At 73.1% G+C, this 20,764-nt stretch carries 25 protein-coding genes; 16 read left to right on the top strand and 9 right to left on the bottom strand.

The features are described 5' to 3' along the window. The first annotated feature begins 114 nt into the window (after positions 1 to 114). The 3 genes from AH6_RS21070 to AH6_RS21060 all read left to right on the top strand — a co-directional run bounded on the left by AH6_RS21070 (position 115) and on the right by AH6_RS21060 (position 1,862). Entirely contained in the window at positions 115 to 798 is a 684-nt protein-coding gene (locus AH6_RS21070; RefSeq protein WP_067482467.1) for a nucleotidyltransferase domain-containing protein, read from the top strand. Beyond that, a complete protein-coding gene (locus AH6_RS21065; RefSeq protein ID WP_067482465.1) occupies positions 795 to 1,550 on the top strand; it encodes a nucleotidyltransferase domain-containing protein in 756 nt (251 codons plus the stop codon). Before AH6_RS21070 ends, AH6_RS21065 begins: the two co-directional genes overlap by 4 nt. A 129-nt stretch (positions 1,551 to 1,679) precedes the next feature. Next, positions 1,680 to 1,862 carry a hypothetical protein gene (locus AH6_RS21060; protein WP_067482463.1) on the top strand — a complete coding sequence of 61 codons (183 nt, stop codon included), beginning with the start codon at positions 1,680 to 1,682 and terminating at the stop codon, positions 1,860 to 1,862. Between the two features lie 45 nt (positions 1,863 to 1,907). On the opposite strand, the gene AH6_RS21055 is transcribed toward AH6_RS21060, so the two are convergent. Further along, the gene (locus AH6_RS21055; RefSeq protein WP_169807886.1) at positions 1,908 to 2,732 is read right to left on the bottom strand and encodes an SDR family oxidoreductase; all 825 of its coding nucleotides are present in this window, start codon (positions 2,730 to 2,732) and stop codon (positions 1,908 to 1,910) included. Between the two features lie 90 nt (positions 2,733 to 2,822). Next, positions 2,823 to 3,641 (bottom strand): phosphatase PAP2 family protein, encoded by an 819-nt coding sequence (locus AH6_RS21050; RefSeq protein ID WP_067482461.1) that lies wholly within the window; start codon positions 3,639 to 3,641, stop codon positions 2,823 to 2,825. A 251-nt stretch (positions 3,642 to 3,892) separates the two neighbouring features. Between AH6_RS21050 and AH6_RS21045 the strand changes: the two genes are divergently transcribed. Then, entirely contained in the window at positions 3,893 to 4,498 is a 606-nt protein-coding gene (locus AH6_RS21045; RefSeq protein WP_245679396.1) for a DUF1349 domain-containing protein, read from the top strand. A gap of 50 nt (positions 4,499 to 4,548) precedes the next feature. Next, a complete protein-coding gene (locus AH6_RS21040) occupies positions 4,549 to 5,217 on the top strand; it encodes a mechanosensitive ion channel family protein (RefSeq protein WP_083983290.1) in 669 nt (222 codons plus the stop codon). A gap of 1 nt (position 5,218) precedes the next feature. Here AH6_RS21040 and AH6_RS21035 read toward each other — a convergent pair whose 3' ends face one another. After that, positions 5,219 to 6,334: an ROK family transcriptional regulator gene (locus tag AH6_RS21035; RefSeq protein WP_067482454.1), complete on the bottom strand. Its 1,116-nt coding sequence runs from the start codon at positions 6,332 to 6,334 to the stop codon at positions 5,219 to 5,221. 121 nt (positions 6,335 to 6,455) lie between these two features. Between AH6_RS21035 and edd the strand changes: the two genes are divergently transcribed. The 5 genes from edd to AH6_RS21015 are packed head-to-tail and all read left to right on the top strand — an operon-like array spanning position 6,456 to position 10,582. Further along, entirely contained in the window at positions 6,456 to 8,312 is a 1,857-nt protein-coding gene (edd, locus tag AH6_RS21030; RefSeq protein WP_067482452.1) for a phosphogluconate dehydratase, read from the top strand. Then, positions 8,309 to 9,283, top strand: coding sequence for a glucokinase (gene glk / locus AH6_RS21025; protein ID WP_067482450.1), 975 nt, complete (start codon positions 8,309 to 8,311; stop codon positions 9,281 to 9,283). The genes edd and glk overlap by 4 nt, the downstream gene beginning before the upstream one ends. Further along, the gene (gene eda, locus AH6_RS21020; RefSeq protein WP_067482448.1) at positions 9,280 to 9,900 is read left to right on the top strand and encodes a bifunctional 4-hydroxy-2-oxoglutarate aldolase/2-dehydro-3-deoxy-phosphogluconate aldolase; all 621 of its coding nucleotides are present in this window, start codon (positions 9,280 to 9,282) and stop codon (positions 9,898 to 9,900) included. The genes glk and eda overlap by 4 nt, the downstream gene beginning before the upstream one ends. A gap of 49 nt (positions 9,901 to 9,949) precedes the next feature. Further along, positions 9,950 to 10,123 carry a hypothetical protein gene (locus AH6_RS43905; RefSeq protein ID WP_157431611.1) on the top strand — a complete coding sequence of 58 codons (174 nt, stop codon included), beginning with the start codon at positions 9,950 to 9,952 and terminating at the stop codon, positions 10,121 to 10,123. A 21-nt stretch (positions 10,124 to 10,144) separates the two neighbouring features. Next, positions 10,145 to 10,582 carry a hypothetical protein gene (locus AH6_RS21015; protein WP_067482446.1) on the top strand — a complete coding sequence of 146 codons (438 nt, stop codon included), beginning with the start codon at positions 10,145 to 10,147 and terminating at the stop codon, positions 10,580 to 10,582. 51 nt (positions 10,583 to 10,633) lie between these two features. Here the strand turns inward: AH6_RS21015 and AH6_RS21010 are convergent, their stop codons facing one another. From AH6_RS21010 to AH6_RS21000, 3 genes are all read right to left on the bottom strand, one after another. Next, a complete protein-coding gene (locus AH6_RS21010; protein WP_083983288.1) occupies positions 10,634 to 11,821 on the bottom strand; it encodes a M28 family peptidase in 1,188 nt (395 codons plus the stop codon). Positions 11,822 to 11,883: 62 nt separating this feature from the next. Further along, positions 11,884 to 12,360: a DUF1707 SHOCT-like domain-containing protein gene (locus tag AH6_RS21005; protein WP_067482444.1), complete on the bottom strand. Its 477-nt coding sequence runs from the start codon at positions 12,358 to 12,360 to the stop codon at positions 11,884 to 11,886. Further along, positions 12,357 to 13,100: a PadR family transcriptional regulator gene (locus AH6_RS21000; RefSeq protein WP_067482442.1), complete on the bottom strand. Its 744-nt coding sequence runs from the start codon at positions 13,098 to 13,100 to the stop codon at positions 12,357 to 12,359. Before AH6_RS21000 ends, AH6_RS21005 begins: the two co-directional genes overlap by 4 nt. 182 nt (positions 13,101 to 13,282) lie before the next feature. On the opposite strand from AH6_RS21000, the gene AH6_RS20995 reads away from it, so the two are divergent. Then, entirely contained in the window at positions 13,283 to 13,729 is a 447-nt protein-coding gene (locus AH6_RS20995; protein WP_067482440.1) for a MarR family winged helix-turn-helix transcriptional regulator, read from the top strand. A 102-nt stretch (positions 13,730 to 13,831) separates the two neighbouring features. Next, positions 13,832 to 14,383 carry a hypothetical protein gene (locus AH6_RS20990; protein ID WP_067482634.1) on the top strand — a complete coding sequence of 184 codons (552 nt, stop codon included), beginning with the start codon at positions 13,832 to 13,834 and terminating at the stop codon, positions 14,381 to 14,383. Here AH6_RS20990 and AH6_RS20985 read toward each other — a convergent pair. Then, positions 14,358 to 15,758, bottom strand: a complete 1,401-nt coding sequence (locus tag AH6_RS20985; RefSeq protein ID WP_083983287.1) for an MFS transporter — start codon at positions 15,756 to 15,758, stop codon at positions 14,358 to 14,360. The genes AH6_RS20990 and AH6_RS20985 overlap by 26 nt on opposite strands. Positions 15,759 to 15,853: 95 nt before the next feature. Here AH6_RS20985 and AH6_RS20980 point away from each other — a divergent pair, with 95 nt between their 5' ends. Further along, positions 15,854 to 16,726, top strand: a complete 873-nt coding sequence (locus tag AH6_RS20980) for a LysR family transcriptional regulator (RefSeq protein WP_067482436.1) — start codon at positions 15,854 to 15,856, stop codon at positions 16,724 to 16,726. 95 nt (positions 16,727 to 16,821) lie between these two features. Next, the gene (locus AH6_RS20975) at positions 16,822 to 17,952 is read left to right on the top strand and encodes an epoxide hydrolase family protein (RefSeq protein WP_067482434.1); all 1,131 of its coding nucleotides are present in this window, start codon (positions 16,822 to 16,824) and stop codon (positions 17,950 to 17,952) included. Between the two features lie 79 nt (positions 17,953 to 18,031). Here the strand turns inward: AH6_RS20975 and AH6_RS20970 are convergent, their stop codons facing one another. Then, entirely contained in the window at positions 18,032 to 18,484 is a 453-nt protein-coding gene (locus tag AH6_RS20970; RefSeq protein WP_067482432.1) for an Lrp/AsnC family transcriptional regulator, read from the bottom strand. A gap of 120 nt (positions 18,485 to 18,604) precedes the next feature. Here AH6_RS20970 and AH6_RS20965 point away from each other — a divergent pair, with 120 nt between their 5' ends. Further along, complete coding sequence (locus AH6_RS20965) at positions 18,605 to 19,231, top strand: LysE family translocator (protein WP_067482430.1); 627 nt, start codon at positions 18,605 to 18,607, stop codon at positions 19,229 to 19,231. A gap of 89 nt (positions 19,232 to 19,320) precedes the next feature. Here AH6_RS20965 and AH6_RS20960 read toward each other — a convergent pair whose 3' ends face one another. After that, positions 19,321 to 19,896: a TetR/AcrR family transcriptional regulator gene (locus AH6_RS20960; protein WP_067482428.1), complete on the bottom strand. Its 576-nt coding sequence runs from the start codon at positions 19,894 to 19,896 to the stop codon at positions 19,321 to 19,323. Positions 19,897 to 19,961: 65 nt separating this feature from the next. Here AH6_RS20960 and AH6_RS20955 point away from each other — a divergent pair, with 65 nt between their 5' ends. After that, entirely contained in the window at positions 19,962 to 20,456 is a 495-nt protein-coding gene (locus AH6_RS20955; RefSeq protein WP_067482426.1) for an FBP domain-containing protein, read from the top strand. Positions 20,457 to 20,764 lie beyond the last annotated feature (308 nt).

The following is a 20,764-nucleotide window of genomic DNA, read 5'->3' as shown; positions in this document are numbered from 1 at the left end:
GACGTTAGCAACGGGTTGCAAGCGCGTAAACAGTTTGCAGAAAGTTTCAGCAAGTTCGTGTCCGGCTTGTAATGCGCTGCAAACCGGTTGATCCGTTGTGCCAGGCTTGGTCGCGTGAACGCCCACACCCTCGTCCGCGACCACACGGTGTTGTCCGTGGTGGTCGGCTCGCGCGCGTTCGGCCTGGCGACCGAGTCCAGCGACGTGGACCGGCGCGGCGTCTACGCGGCCCCGGCCCCGCTGTTCTGGCGCTTCGACAAGCCGCCGACGCACGTGGAGGGACCGGGCGAGGAGCGGTTCTCGTGGGAGCTGGAACGTTTCTGCGAGCTGGCGATGGGGGCCAACCCCAACGTGCTGGAGTGCCTGTGGTCGCCGCTGGTCGAGCAGGTGACGCCCGTCGGCAAGGAGCTGCTGGCCCTGCGTGAAGCGTTCCTGTCGCGGCACGCGCACCGCACGTTCCTCCGCTACGCCCAGGGCCAGTTCCGCAAGCTGGAGGGCGACCTCCGCAACCACGGCGAGCCCCGCTGGAAGCACGTCATGCACATGGTGCGCCTGCTGATCAGCGGGCGGCACCTGCTGGAGCACGGCGAGCCGCTGGTGGACGTGGGCGACCTGCGCGACCGCCTGCTGGCCGTGCGCCGGGGCGAGATGCCGTGGGACGAGATCACCGCCTGGCGCGAATCCCTGACCACCGAGCTGGACGGCGCGCTGGCGCGGAGCCCCCTCCCGGCCGACCCCGACCGGGAGCGCATCGAAGACTTCCTCTACTCGGTCCGCCGAAGGAGCGTGGACGCGTGAACCTCCCCGAAGGGCTGCTGGACGAGGTGGCGGCCTGGCACCCGTACCCGCGCGCGTTCGTGACCGTCAGCGGCGCGCACCTGTACGGCTTCCCCTCCAAGGACTCCGACGTCGACCTGCGCGGCATGCACCTGCTGCCGCTGACCGACGTCATCGGCCTGGAGACGGGCCGGGACACGGTGTCGCGGATGTGGGACCACCACGGCGTCGAGGCCGACGTGGTGACGCACGACCTGGCCAAGTACTGCCGCCTGCTGCTCAAGCGGAGCGGCGAGGTCCTGGAGCAGGTGGTGTCCCCGCTGGTGGTGGAGACGTCGCCGCTGCACGAGGAGCTGCGGGCGATGGTCCCGCAGGTGGTGAGCAGCCGCCACGCGCACCACTACCTCGGCTTCAGCAGCGGCCAGTGGCGCAGCTACGAGAAGACGGGGCGGCTCAAGCCGCTGCTCTACACCTTCCGGACGCTGATCACGGGCGTCCACCTGATGCGGACGGGCGAGGTGCAGGCCGACCTGACGGTGCTGGCGGCCGAGTACGCCCCGCCCTACGTGCCCGAGCTGATCGAGGCGAAGGTGGTGGCCGAGCACGGCGAGCCGCCCGCCGGGGTGGTGGACCCGGAGCGGGTGACGGCCGACATCCGCGCGCTGACCGCGCGTCTGGAGGAGGAGCGCGACCGCTCGTCCCTGCCGGAACGTCCCACCTGCGGGCGGGAGATGCACGACCTGGTCGTGCGCACCCGCCTGGACGGCCGCTGATCTCGCGCGCCTGTTTGCCCGATGATGGCGCGACCGTGAGGCCGCGCCGACGCTGCCTTGCAGGGCGCCGGGTATGGCCCCGGTGACCGGCCCGCGTCGGGGTCGGCGTCAGGCGAAGGGGGACGCGCCATGGTCCAGCCGAAGAAGGACCCGGAGGACGAGGTCAAGCCGGGCCCCAACCAGGGGGAGGGCCAGCCGCCCGTCCGCGACACCGTCCAGCCCGACAGCGGGCCGGGTGGCGCCGGGGGCATGGGCGGCGGCTCCGACTCCGACGACACCGAGGCCACGGGGCCGGGCAGCCAGGGCGACTGAGCGTCCGGGGCGGGCGGCCACCGTCGGCCGCCCGCCCGTCGAGCCTCAGCCCTCGCGCCACTCCGCCGAGGTGAGGCGCTCGGCGGCCTGCGGCCCCATGAGGCCCAGGCCGCCGTCCACGAACAACGACGCGCCGGTGATGTAGGAGGCGGCCGGGTCGGCGAGGAAGGCGATGGCGGCGGCGACCTCGCGGGCGTCCCCGGGCCGGGCGAGCGGGTAGCCGGGACGGCTGTCCGGCTCCGGCGGCTGGTCGGCCTGCCCGGTCATCGGGGTGGCGATCTCGCCGGGCGCGATGGTGTTGACCGTGATGCCGTACTGCGACAGCTCCAGGGCGAGGACGCGCGAGAGCATCCGCAGCCCGCCCTTGGCCGCGCAGTAGGGGCCCGCGCCGATCCGGGGATGCTCCTCGTGCACGCTGGTCACGTTGACGATCCGGCCGCCCGCGCCACGGTCGCGCATGCGGCGGGCGGCGCGCTGGGAGCACTGGAACGGGCCGTCCAGGTCGACGGCCAGCACGCGCCGCCACTCCTCGTGGTCCATGTCGATGAGCGGTTCCGAGCTGCCGGTGCCCGCGTTGTTGACCAGGACGCCGACGCCGCCGAGCTCGTCGGCCAGCTCGTCCACCGCGTCGGCGGCGGTGACCGGGTCGGTGAGGTCGTGCTTGCGGACGGCGGCGCGCCGCCCCTGCCCGGCGACCTCCTCGGCCGTCCCGCGCGCGCCCGTCTCGTCCTCGCGGTAGGTGATCCCCACGTCGAAGCCGCGCCCGGCGAGGGCTACGGCGGCGGCCCGGCCGATGCCGGAGTCGGCTCCGGTGATGATGGCGACCCGGGCGTAGTCCGCGCCTGAGATGGGCGCTCGCATCTCGTTCATACGTGCGCCCTTTCCCATGAAGCGCAACTTCAATGCGGCAGCACGACCGAATCAATCACGCTAAGCACCATCCAGCAGCGCAATCGGCGCTCACCCGACGGCTGCCAGCTCCCGCTCGCCCTCGGGCTTGTCCTCGGCCGCCGCCACCGGCTGCGCCGCCCTCGGCATCTCCACCACGGGAGCCTCGGCCCGTCCCCGCTCGATCAGGGCGGCGACGCCCACCGCGAAGGCCAGCAGCCCGGCGGCCACCACCCCGTCCAGCCAGTAGTGGTTGGCGGTGATCACCACGACGAAGACGGTGAGCGGGGCGTGCAGCGCCAGCACCCAGCGCCACGGGCCGCGCGCCAGGCGCAGCACCGCGAGCGCCACCAGCAGCGCCCACCCGACGTGCAGGGAGGGCATCGCGGCGTACTGGTTGGCGATGCCGTCGGCGGCGGCGGGGTAGGCGGACGGCCCGACCGTCAGCATGGTGTCGGTCATCCCGAACCCGGCCAGCCGGGGCGGCGCGAGCGGGAACGCCATGTGCACCGCCATGCCCGCCGCCGTCAGCAGCACCAGCTCGTTGCGCACGCGCCGGTAGGCGGCGCGGTGCCGGAGGAACACCCACACCAGCAGCAGCGTCGTGCCGGGGAAGTGCACGCCGACGTAGTAGACGTTGGCGAGGAACGCGGCGGGCCCCCAGCCCAGCGCCCAGTCCTGGAGGGCGGCCTCGTCGGGCATCCGCAGGGCGCGCTCGACGTCCCACAACCACGAGGCGTTGGCCATCGCGGCGCCGACCCCGCTCTCCACGAGCGTGCGCCCCCACTTGTAGGCGGCGAACAGCGCCAGCAGCAGGGCGGCCTCGGTGAACAGCGCACGCAGCACGCCGGAGTTTCGCCCCTGTCCGATGCGCACCACTTCGTTCACCATGCCGTCCTCCGTGCTCGTCCTCGGCCGTTGGAAACCACCTTGATCGCCGAAGACCCGCTGAGCAGGAGGTCTGGCCCCTCCCCTCCGGAGAGCGAGATCCACATTCCGGGGTGGGGGTAGCCCCACCCCGCCAGGGGACGGCCGAGCCGCTCGTGCCGTGCGGGGGGTCGCCAACGGTCGTCGCAACACGGCAAGTTATCGCGTGCCACCGACAAACCGCGATACGAATACGGGGAACGACGATCTCGGACGTGGAGGCACCGATGCAGCAGATCGCCTGGGAGTCCGGCCGCTGGCTCAACCCGCCGCCCTCGCACGCCCGCGACGGCGACGCCCTGCTGGTGACCGCCGAGCGCGGCAGCGACTTCTGGCGCACCACCTCCTACGGCTACGACCGTGACTCCGGCCACGCGCTGCTGGCCGACCTGCCCGCCGAGGCCGCCGTCGAGGTGTCGTTCGTCGCGGCGTTCACCGACCAGTTCGACCAGGCGGGCCTGCTGCTGCGCGCCGACGAGCGCACGTGGATCAAGGCGGGCGTGGAGTTCGCCGACGGCGTGCCCCAGACCGGAGCCGTCGTGACGCGCGACGTGTCCGACTGGTCGACGGCCCCGGTCCCCGAGTGGGCGGGCCGCACCATCACGATCCGCGCCAGCCGCAGCGGCGACGCGGTGACGATACGAGCCCGCGCCGACGACGACCCGTGGCAGATGCTGCGCGTGGCCCCCTTCCCCGAAGGCGTCCCGGCCCAGGCAGGCCCCTACTGCTGCGCCCCGGAACGCGAGGGCCTGACCGTCCGCTTCACCCACTTCGCGACCGGAGCCCCCGACACCTCCCTCCACACCCCGGACCTCACCTGACCTGGCTTGAGACGGGCTTGGGTTAGCGCGGGGGTGATCGCGGAGACGCCGTGAAAGTGGAGTCGCCGAAGTTCCTGACCAATCTGCCGCCTCGGCCCCGGCTCAAGCGTGTGGGGCTGCTGGGCGTGCTGGCGTTGGTGGCGGCGTTCGCGGCGCGGCAGGGCGATCCGACGAACGGGCCGTGGCAGGTCCGGTTGCTCAGTTGGGGCGGGGCGGGGTTGTTCCTGGTGCTGGCCACGGCGGCGGGGGTCAAGTTCGGTGACGAGATGCGGCGCGTGCTGCTGCCCTCGCTCGGTGACGCGCGGGCGGCGATCGTCCGGCTCGCGATCGTGCTCAGCATGGGGCTGTTCGCGCTCATCCTGACGTTGGCGCTGGTGCGGCTGCCGATCGGGCAACTGCTGCTCGGCGGCGCGCTGACCGGCGCGGTGCTCGGCATCGCCGGGCAGCAGACGCTCGCCAACGTGTTCGCCGGGATCGTGCTGCTGTACGCGCGGCCCTTCACGATCGGCGACCTGGTGACGATCCGGTCCGGGCCGCTCGGCGGGTCCATGGACGGCACGGTCGAGGAGATCGGCCTGCTCTACGTGTCATTGCGCAGCGAGGAGGGCCGCTTCTCGGTCCCCAACGCGCTGATGCAGAACGCCGCCGTCGCCAAGGTCCCGGCGGTCGAGCCGGGCGGGCCGGGCCTCACGGTCCAGACCGATAGGTCAGGCGGATAGTTCAAGCTGAAAGCGCGGTGTCGATCGCCTCGGGGGACAGGACGCGGTCCAGCGCCATCGCCGCGCAGCCCAGCAGGCCCGCCGTGTCGCCGAGGCGGCTCGGCTCGATCCGCAGGCGGCTGGTCGCCAGCGCCGTCGCGCGCTGGTAGACCACCTCGCGGACGCCCGCGATCAGCGGCTCGTACGCGCCGGTCAGGTCGCCGCCCAGCACCACCACGGCCGGGTTGAGCAGGTTCACGGCGGTCGCGATGACCTCGCCGATGCGGCGGCCCGCCGAGCGCACCAGCGCCACCGTCGCCGGGTCGCCGTCGCGGGCCAGGGCCGCCAGGGCGGCGAGGTCGGCGGCGGGGGAGCGGGCCAGCAGCGCCGTGCCGCCCGCGACCGCCTCCACGCAGTCGAGGTTGCCGCAGCGGCACGGGACGCCGCCGCCGTCGCGGACCGGGATGTGGCCGATCTCCCCGGCCGCGCCCAGCGCGCCGCGCTGGATGCGGCCGCCCGCGATCAGGCCCGCGCCGATGCCGGTGGACACCTTCACGAACAGCAGGTCGGCCACGTCGGGATGGTTGCGGTGCTCGCCCAGCGCGGCCGCGTTGACCTCGTTGTCGAGGTAGGCGGGCACGCCGAAGCGGGCGGCGACCAGGGGGCGGATCGGCACCCCGTCCCAGGCGGCCGAGGCGTGCTCGATGGCGTCGGGGACGGCGAGGCCCGCGCCGCGCACGGTCGCCGGGGAGATCTCCGCCTTGGCCAGCAGGTTCGTCCACTGGTCGAGAAGGGCGGGCAGGGCCGCCGCCGGATCGCCCGTGGGAAGGTCGGCGTCGGCCTGGACGAGGACCGCGCCCGACAGGTCGCAGACCGCGAGCTGCCCCCGCGACTGGCCGAGGTTCGCCACCAGCACCGCGCCCCCGGCGGCGTTGAACTCCAGCCGCGCGGGCGGCCGGCCGCCGGTGGACGGGCCGTCGGCGCGCTCGGCGACCAGGCCGTGCCCGATCAGCTCGCCGACCCGCGCCGCGACGGCCGGACGCGACAGCCCCGTCAGGCGGCCCAGCTCGGCGCGGGTGGCGACGCCCTCCCGGATCAGCCGCAGCACATCGCCGCTGGTGGAGGGGCGTCTGCTCATCCGGCCAGTCAAGCACGCGGCCGTTGCGTACGTCCAGTTGGCTCAATATGTGGACTTTTGTCATGCAAAGTTCATAAGTAGGGTTGTCCAGCTTGCGAATGTGACGGTAGCTTGCGGCGCTATGACGACCTCCCCGCACCCCGTCCTGGCCCAGGTGACCGCGCGGATCTCGGCGCGCTCGTCGGCCCGCCGGGACGCCTACCTGAGCCGCGTCCGGGACGCGCGGACCGCCGGACCGGCACGCGGCGGCCTCGGCTGCGCCAACCTCGCGCACGGCTTCGCCGCCTGCGGCCCGGCCGACAAGCTGCGGTTGCGCGGGGACGTCACCCCCAACATCGCGATCGTGTCGGCCTACAACGACATGCTCTCGGCGCACCAGCCGCTCAAGGACTACCCCGACCGCCTCAAGGCCGCGATCGCGGCGGCGGGCGGCACCGCGCAGTTCGCCGGGGGCGTGCCCGCCATGTGCGACGGCATCACCCAGGGCCGCGCCGGGATGGAGCTGTCGCTGTTCAGCCGGGACGTGGTCGCGATGGCGACGGCGGTGGCGCTGTCGCACGACATGTTCGACGGCGCGCTGCTGCTCGGCGTCTGCGACAAGATCGTCCCCGGGCTGGTGATCGGCGCGCTGGCGTTCGGGCACCTGCCCGCGATCCTGGTCCCGGCCGGCCCGATGGCCTCCGGGCTGCCCAACGCGCAGAAGGCCGCGATCCGCAAGCGCTTCGCCGCCGGGGAGGTCGGCCGCGACGAGCTGCTGGAGGCCGAGTCCGCCTCCTACCACTCGGCCGGGACCTGCACCTTCTACGGCACCGCCAACTCCAACCAGCTCCTGATGGAGGTCATGGGCCTGCACCTGCCCGGCGCGAGCTTCGTGCCGCCGGGCACCGCGCTGCGCGACGCCCTGACCGACGCCGCCGGGCGGCGCGTGCTGGAGCTGACCGACCTTGGCGACCACTACACCCCGGTCGGCGAACTGCTGGACGAGCGCGCCTTCGTCAACGGCGTGGTCGCGCTGCTGGCCACCGGCGGCTCCACCAACCACACGCTGCACCTGGTCGCCATGGCCGCCGCCGCCGGGATCGAGCTGACCTGGGACGACTTCGACGAGCTGTCCAAGGTCACCCCGCTGCTGACCCGCCTCTACCCCAACGGCACCGCCGACGTGAACCACTTCCACGCGGCGGGCGGCACCGCCTTCCTGATCGGCGAGCTGCTGGACGCCGGGCTGCTGCACGCCGACGCCCGCACCGTCGGCGGCGACACCCTGGCCGACTACCGCCGCACCCCCGGCCTGCATGAGGACGAGCTGCGCTGGACGCCCGTCCCGGCCGAGTCCGGCGACCCGTCCGTGCTGCGGCCGGTCGCCGAGCCGTTCGACGAGCACGGCGGCCTGCACACCGTGCGCGGCAACCTGGGCCGCGCGGTGGTGAAGGTGTCGGCGGTCCGCCCCGAGCACCGCCTCATCGAGGCCCCGGCGCGCGTGTTCGAGTCGCAGGAGGCGCTCCAGCAGGCGTTCGCCGCCGGGGAGCTGGACCGGGACGTCGTCGCGGTCGTCCGCTACCAGGGCCCGCGCGCCAACGGGATGCCCGAGCTGCACCGGCTCACCCCGCCGCTGTCGGTCCTCCAGGACCGGGGCCACCGGGTCGCGCTGGTCACCGACGGCCGCATGTCGGGCGCGTCGGGCGCGGTGCCCGCCGCCATCCACGTGTCGCCCGAGGCCGCAGCGGGCGGCCCCCTCGCGCGCGTGCGCGACGGCGACGTCGTGCGGCTGGACGCCGACAAGGGACTGCTGGAAGTGCTGGTGCCCGACGACGAGTTCGCCGCGCGGGAGCCCAGCGGGGGCGCGCCCGACGCGGCGGCGTGGTCGGGCACCGGACGTGAGCTGTTCCACGCCTTCCGCAACGCGGTGGGCCCCGCCGAGCAGGGCGCGGGCGTGTTCGGCACGCCCGACGGCTGGGACGCGGCGGTTCCGGCGTGAACGGCCCCTGGCTGGTCGCCGACGTCGGCGGCACCAACGCCCGCTTCGCGCTGATCGAGAAGCCCGGCGGCGCGCCCGCGCGCGTCGCGTCGCTGCCGACCCGCGAGCACGCCGGACTCGCCGACGCCGCCGAACGCTACCTCGCCGAGCATGCGCCGGACGTACGCCCGGTCGCGGCGTGCCTGGCCGTCGCCGGTCCCGTCGCGCAGGGCCGGTTCCGGCTCACCAACGCGGACTGGCCCGCCGACACCGCCGACCGCGTCCGCGACCGCCTGGGCCTGGCCCACCTGGAGATCCTCAACGACTTCGAGGCCCTCGCGCTGGCCCTGCCCGCCCTCGGCCCCGACGACGCGGTCCGCGTCGGCGACGCCGCGCCCGGCGGCCCCGGCGGCGCGCTCGCCGTCGTCGGCCCCGGCACCGGCCTCGGCGTCGCGGGCCTGGTGCCGACCCCGGCCGGATGGTTGCCGCTGCCCGGCGAGGGCGGCCAGGTGGACATCCCCGCCGGGACCGAGCGCGAGGTCGAGGTCATGCGGCTGCTGCGCGCCGAGCGCGGCGCGGCCACCGCCGAGTACCTGCTGTCGGGCGACGGCCTGGTCCGCACGCACCGGCTGCTGTCGATGATCCACGGCGTGCCCGCCGTGCCGTGCACCGCCGCCGAGATCGCCGCCGACCGCACCGACCCCGTGCGCGCCGAGGCGCTGCGGATGTTCTGCGCGCTGCTGGGGTCGTTCGCCGGTAACGTCGCGCTGACCATGGGCGCGCGCGGCGGCGTCTACCTCGGCGGCGGCATCCTGCCCCGGATAGCCGACATACTGCGCGACAGCGACTTCCGCGCCCGCTTCGAGGACAAGCCGCCCGTCCGCGACTACCTGCGGTCCATCCCGACCTCGCTCATCGTCCACCCGTGCCCGGCCCTGGCCGGAGCCGCCGCCCGGCTCGCGCAGAGCCCGTCCGCCCTGGAAGCAGCATGAACGCCACCGACCTGCTCGATCTCGCGCCCGTCGTCCCCGTCGTCGTCCTGGACGACGCCGACGCCGCCGTGCCCCTCGCGAAGGCCCTGGTCAGGGGCGGCCTCCCCGCCATCGAGGTCACCCTGCGCACCCCGGCCGCGCTGCCCGCCATCGAGCGCATCGCCGCCGAGGTGCCCGACGCCGTCGTGGGCGCGGGCACCGTCGTCACGCCCGCCGACGCCGAGAAGTCGGCCGCCGCCGGGGCGCGCTTCCTGGTCAGCCCCGGCTGCACGCCCGCGCTGCGCGAGGCGATGACCGGCACCGGCCTGCCGTTCCTGCCCGGCGTGTCCAGCGCGACGGAGGCGCTGGCGCTGCTGGAGCACGGCATCACCGCGATGAAGTTCTTCCCCGCCGAGGCCGCCGGGGGCATTCCCTACCTGAAGTCGCTGGGCGGGCCGCTGCCGCAGATCCGGTTCTGCCCGACCGGCGGCATCTCCCTCGACAACGCGCCCCGCTACCTGGCCCTGCCGAACGTCGGCTGCGTCGGCGGCTCCTGGCTGACCCCGGCCGACGCCGTGCGCGCGGGCGACTGGGAGCGCATCGAAGATCTCGCCCGCCGGGCGGCGGCCCTACGCTGATCATCACGAAAACCCGCCCCGCAACGTCCCCTCACTGAAGGAGGACTCCATGACCCAGCACACCGACGAGGCCATCGACGACATCGCCCGCCTGCTCATCGAGGCGGCCGACCTGCACGGCACCGACGCCGGAGGACTGGCGCGCAGCATCCCCGACGAGGTGCTGACGTCGGTCTACCGCCGCGTCCTGGAAAACCTCGCCCACCGGGCCGAGGACACCTGACCGGGCCGTACGCTGCGATCCATGTTCGATGAGAAGACCCAGGAGACGTTGCGCCGGTTGCTGGACCTGGCCGAGCACCCGGCCACCGGCGAGGCGGAGCGGAGCCTGGCCTTCTCCCGGATCCGGGCGCTGGTCGGCTCGCCGGACACCACCCGCCGCGCCGCCGCGGGCGCGGCCCGCGACGCCGACCTGCTGCGCCGGGTGCGCCCGCTGGCCGCGCGCGTGGACGAGGACCTGATCGCCGACGTGCACGCCGACCTGTACGACTTCGGGCAGCGGCACCGGATCATCGGCGAGGTCGCCGAGGAGTTCGCGCAGGCGCTGACCCAGCGCGAGGGCGCGCCCCGCAACAAGCGCGACCGTTACGACGAGCTGGTGCGGTCGGCGGCCTGGCGCCTCACCTACCTGCTGGAACGCGGCGGCGCCGCTCGCAAGCCCACCTGGCGCCGCCCCCGCTGAATCCGGCCCGTCTTCAACGACCTGTTTCCCCGGTCTGCTTCAGCGGCCTGCTCAGCGGACGGCGAGGGCGCGGGCGACGGCTTCGGCGAGCTGAGCGGCGTCGGCCACGCAGCGGTAGTCCACGTGCTCGGGGACGTCGCTGGGCAGGTGGTGGTGCGGGATGAGGTGCTGGTCGTCCACCGACACCAGGCACGCGGCCCGGTAGCCGTGGCGCAGCGGCACCACGCCGTCGGTCCCGGCCCGCGAGCGCAGGCCGCGCTGCACGCCCAGGCCCTGTTCCGTCGCGCAGCGCTCGATCAGGTCGCCGAACTCGGTGTCGTAGCGCTCCAGCCGCAGCGCGCCCTCGGCGTCCAGCAGGACGAGGTTGCCCGAGCCCACGGTGTCGAGGTTGAGGAACCAGGTCGTGTCGCGCGGCAGGTAGGGGAAGTGCCGCCGCGCGAAGCCCCGCACGCCTTCCTGCGCCGCCTCCTCGGCCCCCGCCGAGAACAGGATCACCCGCAGCCCGGACGGTGGCCGTCGCGCCAGCGACGCGGCGAGTGCCGTCAGCGCCGCGACGCCCGACAGGTTGTCGTTGGCCCCCGGCACCGCGCGCGGCGTCCTGACGTCGGCCAGCGCGACGGCGGCCAGCGCGCTCAGCGCCATGCCCGTCCACCGCACCGGCGGCAGCCGCGCCGCCGCGTCCGCCGCCACCAGCACAGGACCGACGAGCACCGGCCACCACAGCGGCGGGCTCTCCGCGCGGGCGCGCACGAGGGCCGAACGTCGGCCGAACACCGTGCCCGACGGCGCGGCGTCGTGGTGGGCCATCACCACCAGCGTGCGGCGCGCGGCCGCGTCGCCAAGGCCCGCCACCACGTTGCAGGTGGTGCGGCGGCTCAGCAGGGCGCGGGCGAGCCGGTGGCGGCGCGAGACCTCACCGGCGATCCCGAGCGCCGCAAGCACGCCGCCCAGCGCGCCCGCCCGCCGCCCGGCCAGTCCGGCGACGGCCGCCAGCCCGCTCAGCGCGCCGACCGGCCAGGCACGGGAGCCGGAGGCGGGCTCCCGCTCGACGCGCACGATCGCGCCCAGCTCGCCCAGCCGTTCGGCGATCAGCTCGGCGGCCGCCCGCTCGCCGGGCGAGCAGGACGGCCGTTCGATCGCGGCGAGCCGCTCGACGGTGGCGCGCAGCGCGGTCTCGTCGGGCCGGGCCACCGGGGTGACCGGGTGCAGGAACCGTTCGGGCGGCCGCTGGGCAGGCATGGTGAGACGGTTTCACGTGACCGGCCGCCGGTCCACGCCTCACCGGTGGCCGGGTCCGGCGCTCAGCGGATCGGGCGGCGCGGCCGTTGCGTGGTGGCGAACACCACCGCCCGCACGACCCAGATGAGCATCGCGAGCGCCAGCACCGTCGGCACCGCCGCCCCGAACCCCGCCGAGAACCCCACGATCAGGAACACCGCCAGCAGCACCGGGAAACCGTGGGGGCGTCCGTGGTGCCCGTGGTGGGTGAGGTGGTGCCGCCTTCTCGCGGGGTGGCCGCCCCAGGCCTGGTGGTGGCCCCAGGTCGGGCGGGGCGGCTGGGCGGTCGGGGCCTGCGGTGGTTCGGGCAGGCCGTGCGGCTCGGGGAGGTCGCGGACGATCTCCCGGAGGTCCGTGCGGGTCTTGGCGGCGAGGGCGGTGTCGAGGCGTTCCTCCAGCTCCTCGCGGGTCAGGCGGCCCGCGGCGAAGTGGTCGTGCAGGGCGGTGGCGACGGCGTCGCGCTCGATGTCGCCCACGCGCAGGTCGTCGGGACGGGTCACGGTCGCTCCCCGGGGGCGTCGATGTCGGCGTCGTCGGTGGTGATGTCGTCGTCGGCCAGGATGCGGTACAGGTCGCGGCGGGCGCGGCCCAGCACGTCCTTGGCCTGGGCGACCTGGTCGGGGGAGCCCGAGTGCACGATCTGCATCACGGCCGCGCCGGTCTGCGCCGCCTGCTTGAACAGCTCGGGCACGCCCTCGCCGAAGTCGGGCGTCATCTCGTCCCACGGGTCGGCCAGCTCGTCGGCGTGCTCGGCGACATGGGCGCGGCCCTCGTCGGTGAGGTGGAAGGTCTTGCGGCCCGCCTCCTCCTCGCCGCGGACGAGCCCCTCGTCGGCGAGCTGCTGGAGCGCCGGGTAGACCGCGCCGGGGCTGGGCTTCCAGGCCCCGCCGCTGCGCCGCTCGACCTCCTGGATGATCTGGTAGCCGTTGCGCGGCTCCTCGGCGAGCAGCGCGAGGATCGCGGCGCGGACGTTGCCCTTGCGCGCCTTGGGGCCGCGTCCCCAGGGACCGCGCCGCCCGCGCGCCCACGGCGGACCCCACGGGCCGGGCGGCGGGAACGGGCCGGGGCCGGGGCCGCCGGGACCGGGACCGCCGGGGCCGCCGAACATCCAGCCGGGGAACGGCCCGGCGTCGGTCCGGGGGCCGCAGCCCTGGTGGCGGGCGGCGGCGTGGGCGGCCTTGAGGCCGAGCGCGGCCGCGGCGAAGGCCCAGCGGGGATCGGGTCGGGAGGAACCGTGCATGATCGGTGACCGCCTTCCGAGATCTCTCTATGATCTCTCGCGATACGACAACGATATATCGTAGACGCGTCGGAAGGCGAGAAGGTTCCCCGCTTTCCTGCCGGATCGTGAGCCGTGGGCGGACGCGTCGCCTGGCGCGCGTCCGCTGGATCGGGGGCGGCGCGGTGGGGAAGACTGGGCGCGTGACCACCGAGAACGACCGCCCCGGCCCGCCCGCGCTGAGCCCCACGATCGTCGTGCTGACGCTGGCCCGCCAGGTCGAGAACGAGCTGAGCGCCGCGCTCGCGCCGCTCGATCTCACGGTCAGCAGGCTCGGCCTGCTCGGTCACATCGCCGGGGTGCCGGGCGCGTCGTTCAGCGACCTGGCGCGGATGTCGGGGATCACCGTCCAGACCGTGCACTCGACGGTGAAGGCGCTGGTCAAGGCGGGTTTGGTGCACGACCACACGGCGCGGGCGGGCTCGGCCTCCGCGATCGAGCTGACGCCGGAGGGGGCCCGGCTGCTCCAGGAGGCGCAGCGGGCGGTGGCGGAGGTGGACGAGCGGATGTTCGGCCCAGATGCCGATCCCGTTCTCCAGCGGGTCGGCGGGGCCATCCGCGCTGCTTTCGAGGGTGTTTTCCCTTCCTGAGCTGGGGTGAGACGGAATTCGTGGGGGAGATGCACCCCTGCCTTCAGGTTGACTGAAGCTTCAGTTAGGCTTCAGGCATCCTGAAGGTTGGAAGGGGTGCCCATGGAAGTTGTCCTGCTGTCGATCCACGTGCTGGCGAGCATCGTGTTCATCGGAGGGTCGGCCGTCGCGACGAGCCTGTTCCCGCGCTACGCGCCGATCGCGGAGTCGGAGTCGGTAGAGCCGTCGTTGGTCGGCGCAAGTGGGGCGGGCGCTGGCGCGGGTGACACCGCCGCGAGCGGGACGGGCGAGATCGCTGCGAACGGGACGGGCGTGGCCACCGCGAGCGAAGCGGGTGAGCGCAGCCGTTCGGTCGCCGTCGCGCTGCACCGCATCACCCGCGGCTACGCCCTCGCCGGGCTCATCGTGCCGCTCGCCGGGATCGTCCTGGCTACCGTCCAGGGCCGGATGGGCGAGGTCTGGATCACCGTCTCCATGGTCCTGACGGGGATCGCGGGCATCCTGCTCGCCCTCCAGATCTACCCGCGCCAGAGCGCCGCCCTCAGCCAGCCCGGCGGCGAGCGGGAGTTGCGCACGTTGTCGATGCTCGCCGGTTTCTACAACCTGCTGTGGGCGATCGTCGTCGTCCTCATGATCTCCCGGCCGGGCGGCTGAGGGCAGGCCCGGGGGAGACGACGGGGGTAGAGGACGCGGCGGGCGCGGACGCCACCGCGAACCACAAGCCCGCCGCCGCGCACACCACCGCCGAGAACACCAGCGCCCAGCCCGTCCCCGTCACCCTCCCCAGTCCGACGAACGCCCCCATGACCGCGACCCCCAACGTCGCCCCCGTCTGGCGCACCGCGTTCAGCAACCCGCCCGCCGACCCCGCCGCTCCCTGCGGCGCGACGCTGATGACGGCCGACACCAGCGCGGGCAGCACGAACGACACCCCGAACCCCGTCAGCAACAACCCGACCGCCAGCCACCCGTAACCGGCCCGCGCCCACACCGCCCCGCCGAGCGCCACACCGCCCGCCGCCAGCAACGCCAACCCCGCCAGCACCGGCGGACGCGGCCCGAACCGCGCCACGATCCGTCCCGTCACCGGCGGGTTGAGCACGAACGGCAACGTCAGCGGCAAGAACGCCAGACCGGTGGCTGCCGCGCTGAGATGCCGCTCCTGCTGGAGCAGCAACGGCAGCACGAACAGGTAGCCGTTCAGCGTCAGATTCACCGCTGCCCCGGCTGCCAGGCTGGCCCGCACACCCCCGCTCCCCAGCAGCGTCCGGTCGAGGACGGGGGCGGCGCTGCGTCGCTCCAGCACCACGAACACCGCCGCGACCAGCACCGTCGCCACCCCCGCCGCGACGGCGTGCACCCACGAACGCGCTCCTGCCGCCACGAGCGTGTCGGTCAGCAGCGCCAGAACAGCGCACGCCAGCAACTGCGTCGTCCAGTCGATGCGTCGTTCGCCGCGCTCGCAGCGCACCGTCCGGCCCGCCGTCAACGCCAGCACCAGCAGCGCCACCGGCACGTTCACCAGGAACACCGCCTCCCAGCCCGCCAGATCGACCAGCGCCCCACCCACGACGGGACCCGCCGCGACCGCCGCCCCACTGATGGCCGCCCACGTCGCGACCGCGCGGGCACGTTCGGCCGGGACGGGGTACAGCCGCGCGATCATCGCCATCGACGACGGCACGCACGCCGCCCCCGCCGCGCCCAGCACCGCCCGCAACGCGACCAGGACGCCCAGCGTGGGCGCGAGCGCCGACAACAACGAGCCGAGCCCGAACACCGCGACGCCGACGCGGAACACCCGGTGCGCGCCGTAACGGTCGGCGACGGCTCCGGCCGACAGCAGCAGCGCGCCGAACACCACTGTGTAGCCGGTCGTGGCCCACTGGAGGCCGGAGAGGGAGGTGTGCAGGGAGGCGGCGAGATCCGGTTCGGCGACTGATAGCACCGTCATGTCCAGCAACACCATGAAGTAGCCGAGCGAGATGCCGAGCAACGCCGGCGCCCGGCGTGAGGGAGGGTTGGTCATGGGTCAACTCTCGGGACGCGGCATCACCGCAGCCACCGGCCGACCCGATCCCCGCATTCGGAAATTCCGAACGCTCCGCGCCGGTTGGTCCCGGCATGGAATTGCGGCAGTTGCGGACCTTCGAGGCGGTGGTGCGGCACCGGACGGTGACCGACGCCGCCAACGCGCTGGAGATGGCGCCCTCCAGCGTCTCCGAGCAGATCCGCGCGCTGGAACGGTCGCTGGGCGTGGCGCTGTTCGAGCGCACGGCCCGGGGGATGCGCCTGACCGAGGCGGGCGACCGGCTGCTCGGCTGGGCGCGGCGGCTGCTGGACCAGGCCGACCAGGCCCGCCGCGAGGTGACGGACGCGGCCCCGAGGTTGCGGCTGGGCGCGCTGGAGACGATCGCCGCGACCCACGTCCCGCGCGTGCTGGCGCGGCTGGCCGAACGCCGCCCCGACCTGCGCGCCGAGGTGCGCGCGACCGTGAGCCGTGACGAGATGCTCGCGGACGTCATCGCGGGACGGTTGGATGCGGGGCTGCTGCTGGACACGGGGGAGGCGCTGGGGGATCTCGGCTTTCCCGCCGCGCCGCTGGACTTCCTCGACGTGGAGGCGGTGCCGCTGGCCCTGGTCGCGGCTCCCGGGCACCGGCTGCTCGGGCGTTCGCAGGTGGACGCGGAGGATCTGGACGGGGAACGGCTGCTGGTGAACGTGCCGAACTGCTCGTTCCGGATGGCTGCCGACCGGGTTATCGGATCGGGGACGGAACGTGTCCAGGCGGGCGGGGTGCAGGTGATGCGCGCGTGGGCGGAGCAGGGGTTGGGCGTCGCGCTGCTTCCGGAGTTCGCCGTGGCGGGGGCGCTGGAGGTGGGGACGCTCGGGCGGGTCGGGTTCGCGGCGCCGGCGTTGAGCCTTCGGCTGGTGTGGCGTGGTGACCAGGAGGAACGGGCGGGGTTGCGGGACCTGCTGTACGCGGCCAGTGTATGAGGATGATCTTCAGTTTTTGTGGAATGGAGCATTCCGTTCTGCTATACTGGAGTCAGTTGGAAGGCACCCCCGCCTTGCGCAGATGTGGAGCAGTCATGACCGAGAACACCACCATCCGCCCGTTCCGCATCGACATCTCCGACACCGAGCTGGCCGACCTCCGCGACCGGCTGCGCCGGACCCGCTGGGGCGTCCAGATCCCCGGCCAGGGCTGGACCCGCGGCGTCCCCGTCGACTACCTCAAGGAGCTGGCCGCCTACTGGGCCGACGGCTACGACTGGCGCAAGGCCGAGGCCGAGCTGAACGCGCTGCCGCAGTTCGTCACCGAGATCGACGGGCAGCAGGTCCACTTCGCGCACGTGCCGTCGGACAACCCGCAGGCCACGCCGCTGCTGCTGATCCACGACTGGCCCGCGTCGTTCGCCGCGTTCGCCAAGGTGGTCGAGCCGCTGACCGCCGATTTCCACCTGGTCATCACCGACACCCCCGGCGTCGCGTTCTCCGGCCCGCTGACCGCGCCGGGCTGGAACACCGGGAAGATCGCGGGCGCGTTCGCCGAGCTGATGGCGCGGCTCGGCTACGACCGCTACGGCGTGCAGGGCAACGGCGGCGGCGCGTGGATCGCCGCCGAGATGGGCCGCCAGGACGCCGACCGCGTCATCGGCGTGCACCTCAACGGCCTGATCACCTTCCCGTCCGACGACCCCGCCGACTTCGCCGGGCTGACCGACGTCGAGCAGGCGCGGCTGGGGCGGTTGCAGGAGTTCCGCGACGACAAGATGGGCTTCAACCACATCCAGTCCACCCGCCCGGACACCCTCGCGCACGGCCTGCACGACTCGCCGACCGGGCAGCTCGCCTGGATCGTGGAGAAGTTCAAGGAGTGGACGGACGCGGCGGCCGACCTGCCGGAGGACGCCGTGGACCGCGACCAGCTGCTGACCAACGTGAGCCTCTACTGGTTCACCGGGACGGCGGGCTCGTCGGCGCAGCTCTACTACGAGATGGCGCACGACCCGACGGCCTACGCGCCCAAGCCGCGCGGCACGGTGCCGACGGGCGTCATCGCGACGGGGACGACGGACGTGGCGATCCGGCGCTTCGCCGAGCGCGACCACAACGTGGTGCACTGGACGGAGACCGAGCGCGGCGGCAATTTCCTGGCGATGGAGCAGCCGGGGGTGCTGGCGGAGGATGTGCGGGTGTTCTTCGGTGGGCTGAGCTGACGCTTTTGCTGGCTTGATAACCGGCCTCTGCCCTGGGTGGGCGGGGGCCGGTTCTTGCGTTAGGTGGACGGTTCTTGCGTCAGGTGGGCAGGGGGCGTTCGTTCACGACGTGCTTCATGACGAGTGTGGAGTTCAGCCGCTGCACGCCCGGGAGCGCGGACAACACGTCGTCCTCCAGCTCCTGGTAGGCGGTCAGGTCGGCGGTGACGACGCGGAGCAGGTAGTCGGGGTCGCCGAACAGCCGCTGGGCCTGCACGACCTCTGGCACCCGGGCCACCTCGCGCTCGAAGCCGAGCAGGGTCTCGCGGTCCTCCTGGCGCATGGTGACGAAGACGAGCGCCTGGAACGTCAGGCCGAGAGCGCTGGGGTCGACGACCGCGCGGTAGCCGCGGATGGTGCCGCCGCGTTCCAGCTCCCGCAGGCGGCGGTGGCAGGGCGAGACGCTGAGGCCGATCCGCGCGGCCAGCTCGGTGATCGTGAGGCGGCCTTCCTGCTGGAGCACGGCAAGGATCTTCCGGTCGATCGCGTCCATGGAGGAAATGATTCCATGGATGGGCGTTTGATGAGTGGTTTTTGAAAGCACTTTTCGGCAGATCGATCGTATTCTTCTTCCGCCGGTATTTGCTGGTGCTCATCGGCGGGAGGAAATGTCATGGCGGTTGATTCCGTGCTCGCCTTTTGGGTGGTTGCGGTGTTGCTGATCGTGGTGCCGGGTGCGGATTGGGCGTTCACTGTCTCCGCTGGGCTTCGGGGACGATCGGTGGTTCCTGCGGTGAGCGGGCTGGTGGTGGGGTATGCGCTGGTTACGGCCGTGGTGGCGGCGGGGGTGGGGGCGCTGGTGGCGGGGTCTCCGGTGCTGCTGACTGGGCTGACGGTGGTGGGCGGTCTGTATCTGATGTGGCATGGCGGGGTGACTTTTCTGCGGTCGGCTGTCCTTTGGGTTTCGGTCGAAGAAGCGGGTGAAGCGGATGGGAAAATGTTCCGGAGGGGCGTCGGGGTCAGCGGGCTCAATCCCAAAGGATTGCTGATCTTCATTGCCTTGCTGCCGCAGTTCACCGATCCGCGGGGGGCTTGGCCGGTCGCGGGGCAGATCGGCGTGCTGGGGGTGGCGTTCATGGTGACGTGTGGGGCGTTCTACCTGTGCTTGGGGACGCTGACGCGCACGACCTTGCACGGCCGTCCGGCTGCTGCTCGTCTGATCGGGCGTGTGGCGGGGGCGGCGATGGTGGGCATCGGGGCATGGCTGCTGATCGAACGTCTGGTGCGCCATGGGTGGTGAGGCTTGGGGGAGCCGCTTGGGTGGACTAGGGGTTTGGTGCGTGCGCGTGAAAGGGGGTCAGGCTGCGGTGGCGGTGTTCATGACCGGCGTCAGCTGGATGGCCAGTTCCGGAGGGTGGCGTCGAGGGCGTCCAGGGTCCGGGACCAGGAGTCGTCGACTTCGCGCATCCCGCGTGAGTGGATGAAGGCGTCGGCCGCTTCCAGGCTGACGAATCCGTGGAAGAGGCTGCCCAGCATGCGGACGGCGTCGATCTGGTCGGCCTCGGGCACCTGGTAGCCGTGCAGGATCGCGCGCGTCATCTCGGAGTGCCGTCCGGCCGCGCTGGCGGCGGCCGTCTCCGGATCGAGCCGGAGGCGTGAGGCGGCGTACCGGCCGGGGTGTTGCTTGGCGTAGTCGCGGTAGGCGTTGGCGAAGGCGACCAGGGCGTCCTTGCCCGCACGTCCGGCGATGGCGGCGGCGACCCGGTCGGCCAGCTCGGCGAGGGCGAGCACGGCGACGCGTGTCCTGAGGTCGTGGGCGTTCCTGACGTGCGAGTACAGGCTGGCGTCCTTGACGCCGAACCGGCGGGCGAGCGCCGAGACGGTGATGTTGTCGAAGCCGACCTCGTCGGCCAGCTCGGCCGCCGCCCTGGTCAGACGGTCGGGGGTCAGTCCGGCGCGGGCCATGGGCCTCCCTGCCTAGAGCGAATAATCATTTGCCTAATACCTCTAGGAAGACTAGCTTACACGGTATGAGACCGGTTACGGAAAGCGACATTCGTGCGTCCTTCGTCAACTGCACCAAGGGCGAGGCCAAGCGCATGGCCGTCCCGAAGGACCTGGCCGAACGGCCATGGGACGACCTGGACTTCCTGGGCTGGCGAGATCCGGCGGCACCGGAGCGGGCGTACATGGTGCTGGAGTCCGGGGAGGGGCTGACGGGCGTGGCACTGCGCCTGGCCGTGCCGAACGCGGGGCACTTCCGGAAGAGCATGTGCTCGTTGTGCCTGACCACGCATACCGGGGGCGGCGTCTCGTTGATGACGGCGCGCCGAGCGGGGCGGAACGGTCAGGACGGGAACACGGTGGGGGCTTACTTCTGCGCGGACCTGGCGTGCTCGCTGTATCTGCGGGGGAAGAAGCGCGCGGGGCTTGGGGGACGGATGCATGAGTCGTTGTCGCTGGAGGAGCTGATTGCGCGGACTGAGGTGAATCTGGCTGAGTTCGTGGGGCGGGTGGTTGGGTGATTGGTCTTGGCTCTTGCGCTGCCTGCCTTGGCTTCTAAGTCGCTCGCTCTGCCTTCTGCATCGCCTGCCTGGGTCGGCCTGGCTCGCGCAGCGAGCCAGGCCGACCCAGGCAGGCGTAGTTCTAGGGCGAGCCAGGGATAGGCGGCGCGTTCGGGGTGGGGTGGTGTGGATCTGACTTCGTGCGGGCTGAGCTTGGTGGGCAGGTGCACAAACCCGCGCGGGGCTGGGGTTGGTGGTCGGGTGCGGGGCTCGGGGTTGAGGTGGGTGGTTTCGTGTAGACCCCCACTGATTGAGTCGGTGCAGATCTG

The sequence above is a fragment of the Actinomadura hibisca NBRC 15177 genome, assembly GCF_001552635.1.
Taxonomy (GTDB): Bacteria; Actinomycetota; Actinomycetes; order Streptosporangiales; family Streptosporangiaceae; genus Spirillospora; species Spirillospora hibisca.
The sequence above is the reverse complement of the archived record's forward strand: the minus strand, read 5'-3'. Positions and strand labels throughout refer to the sequence as shown.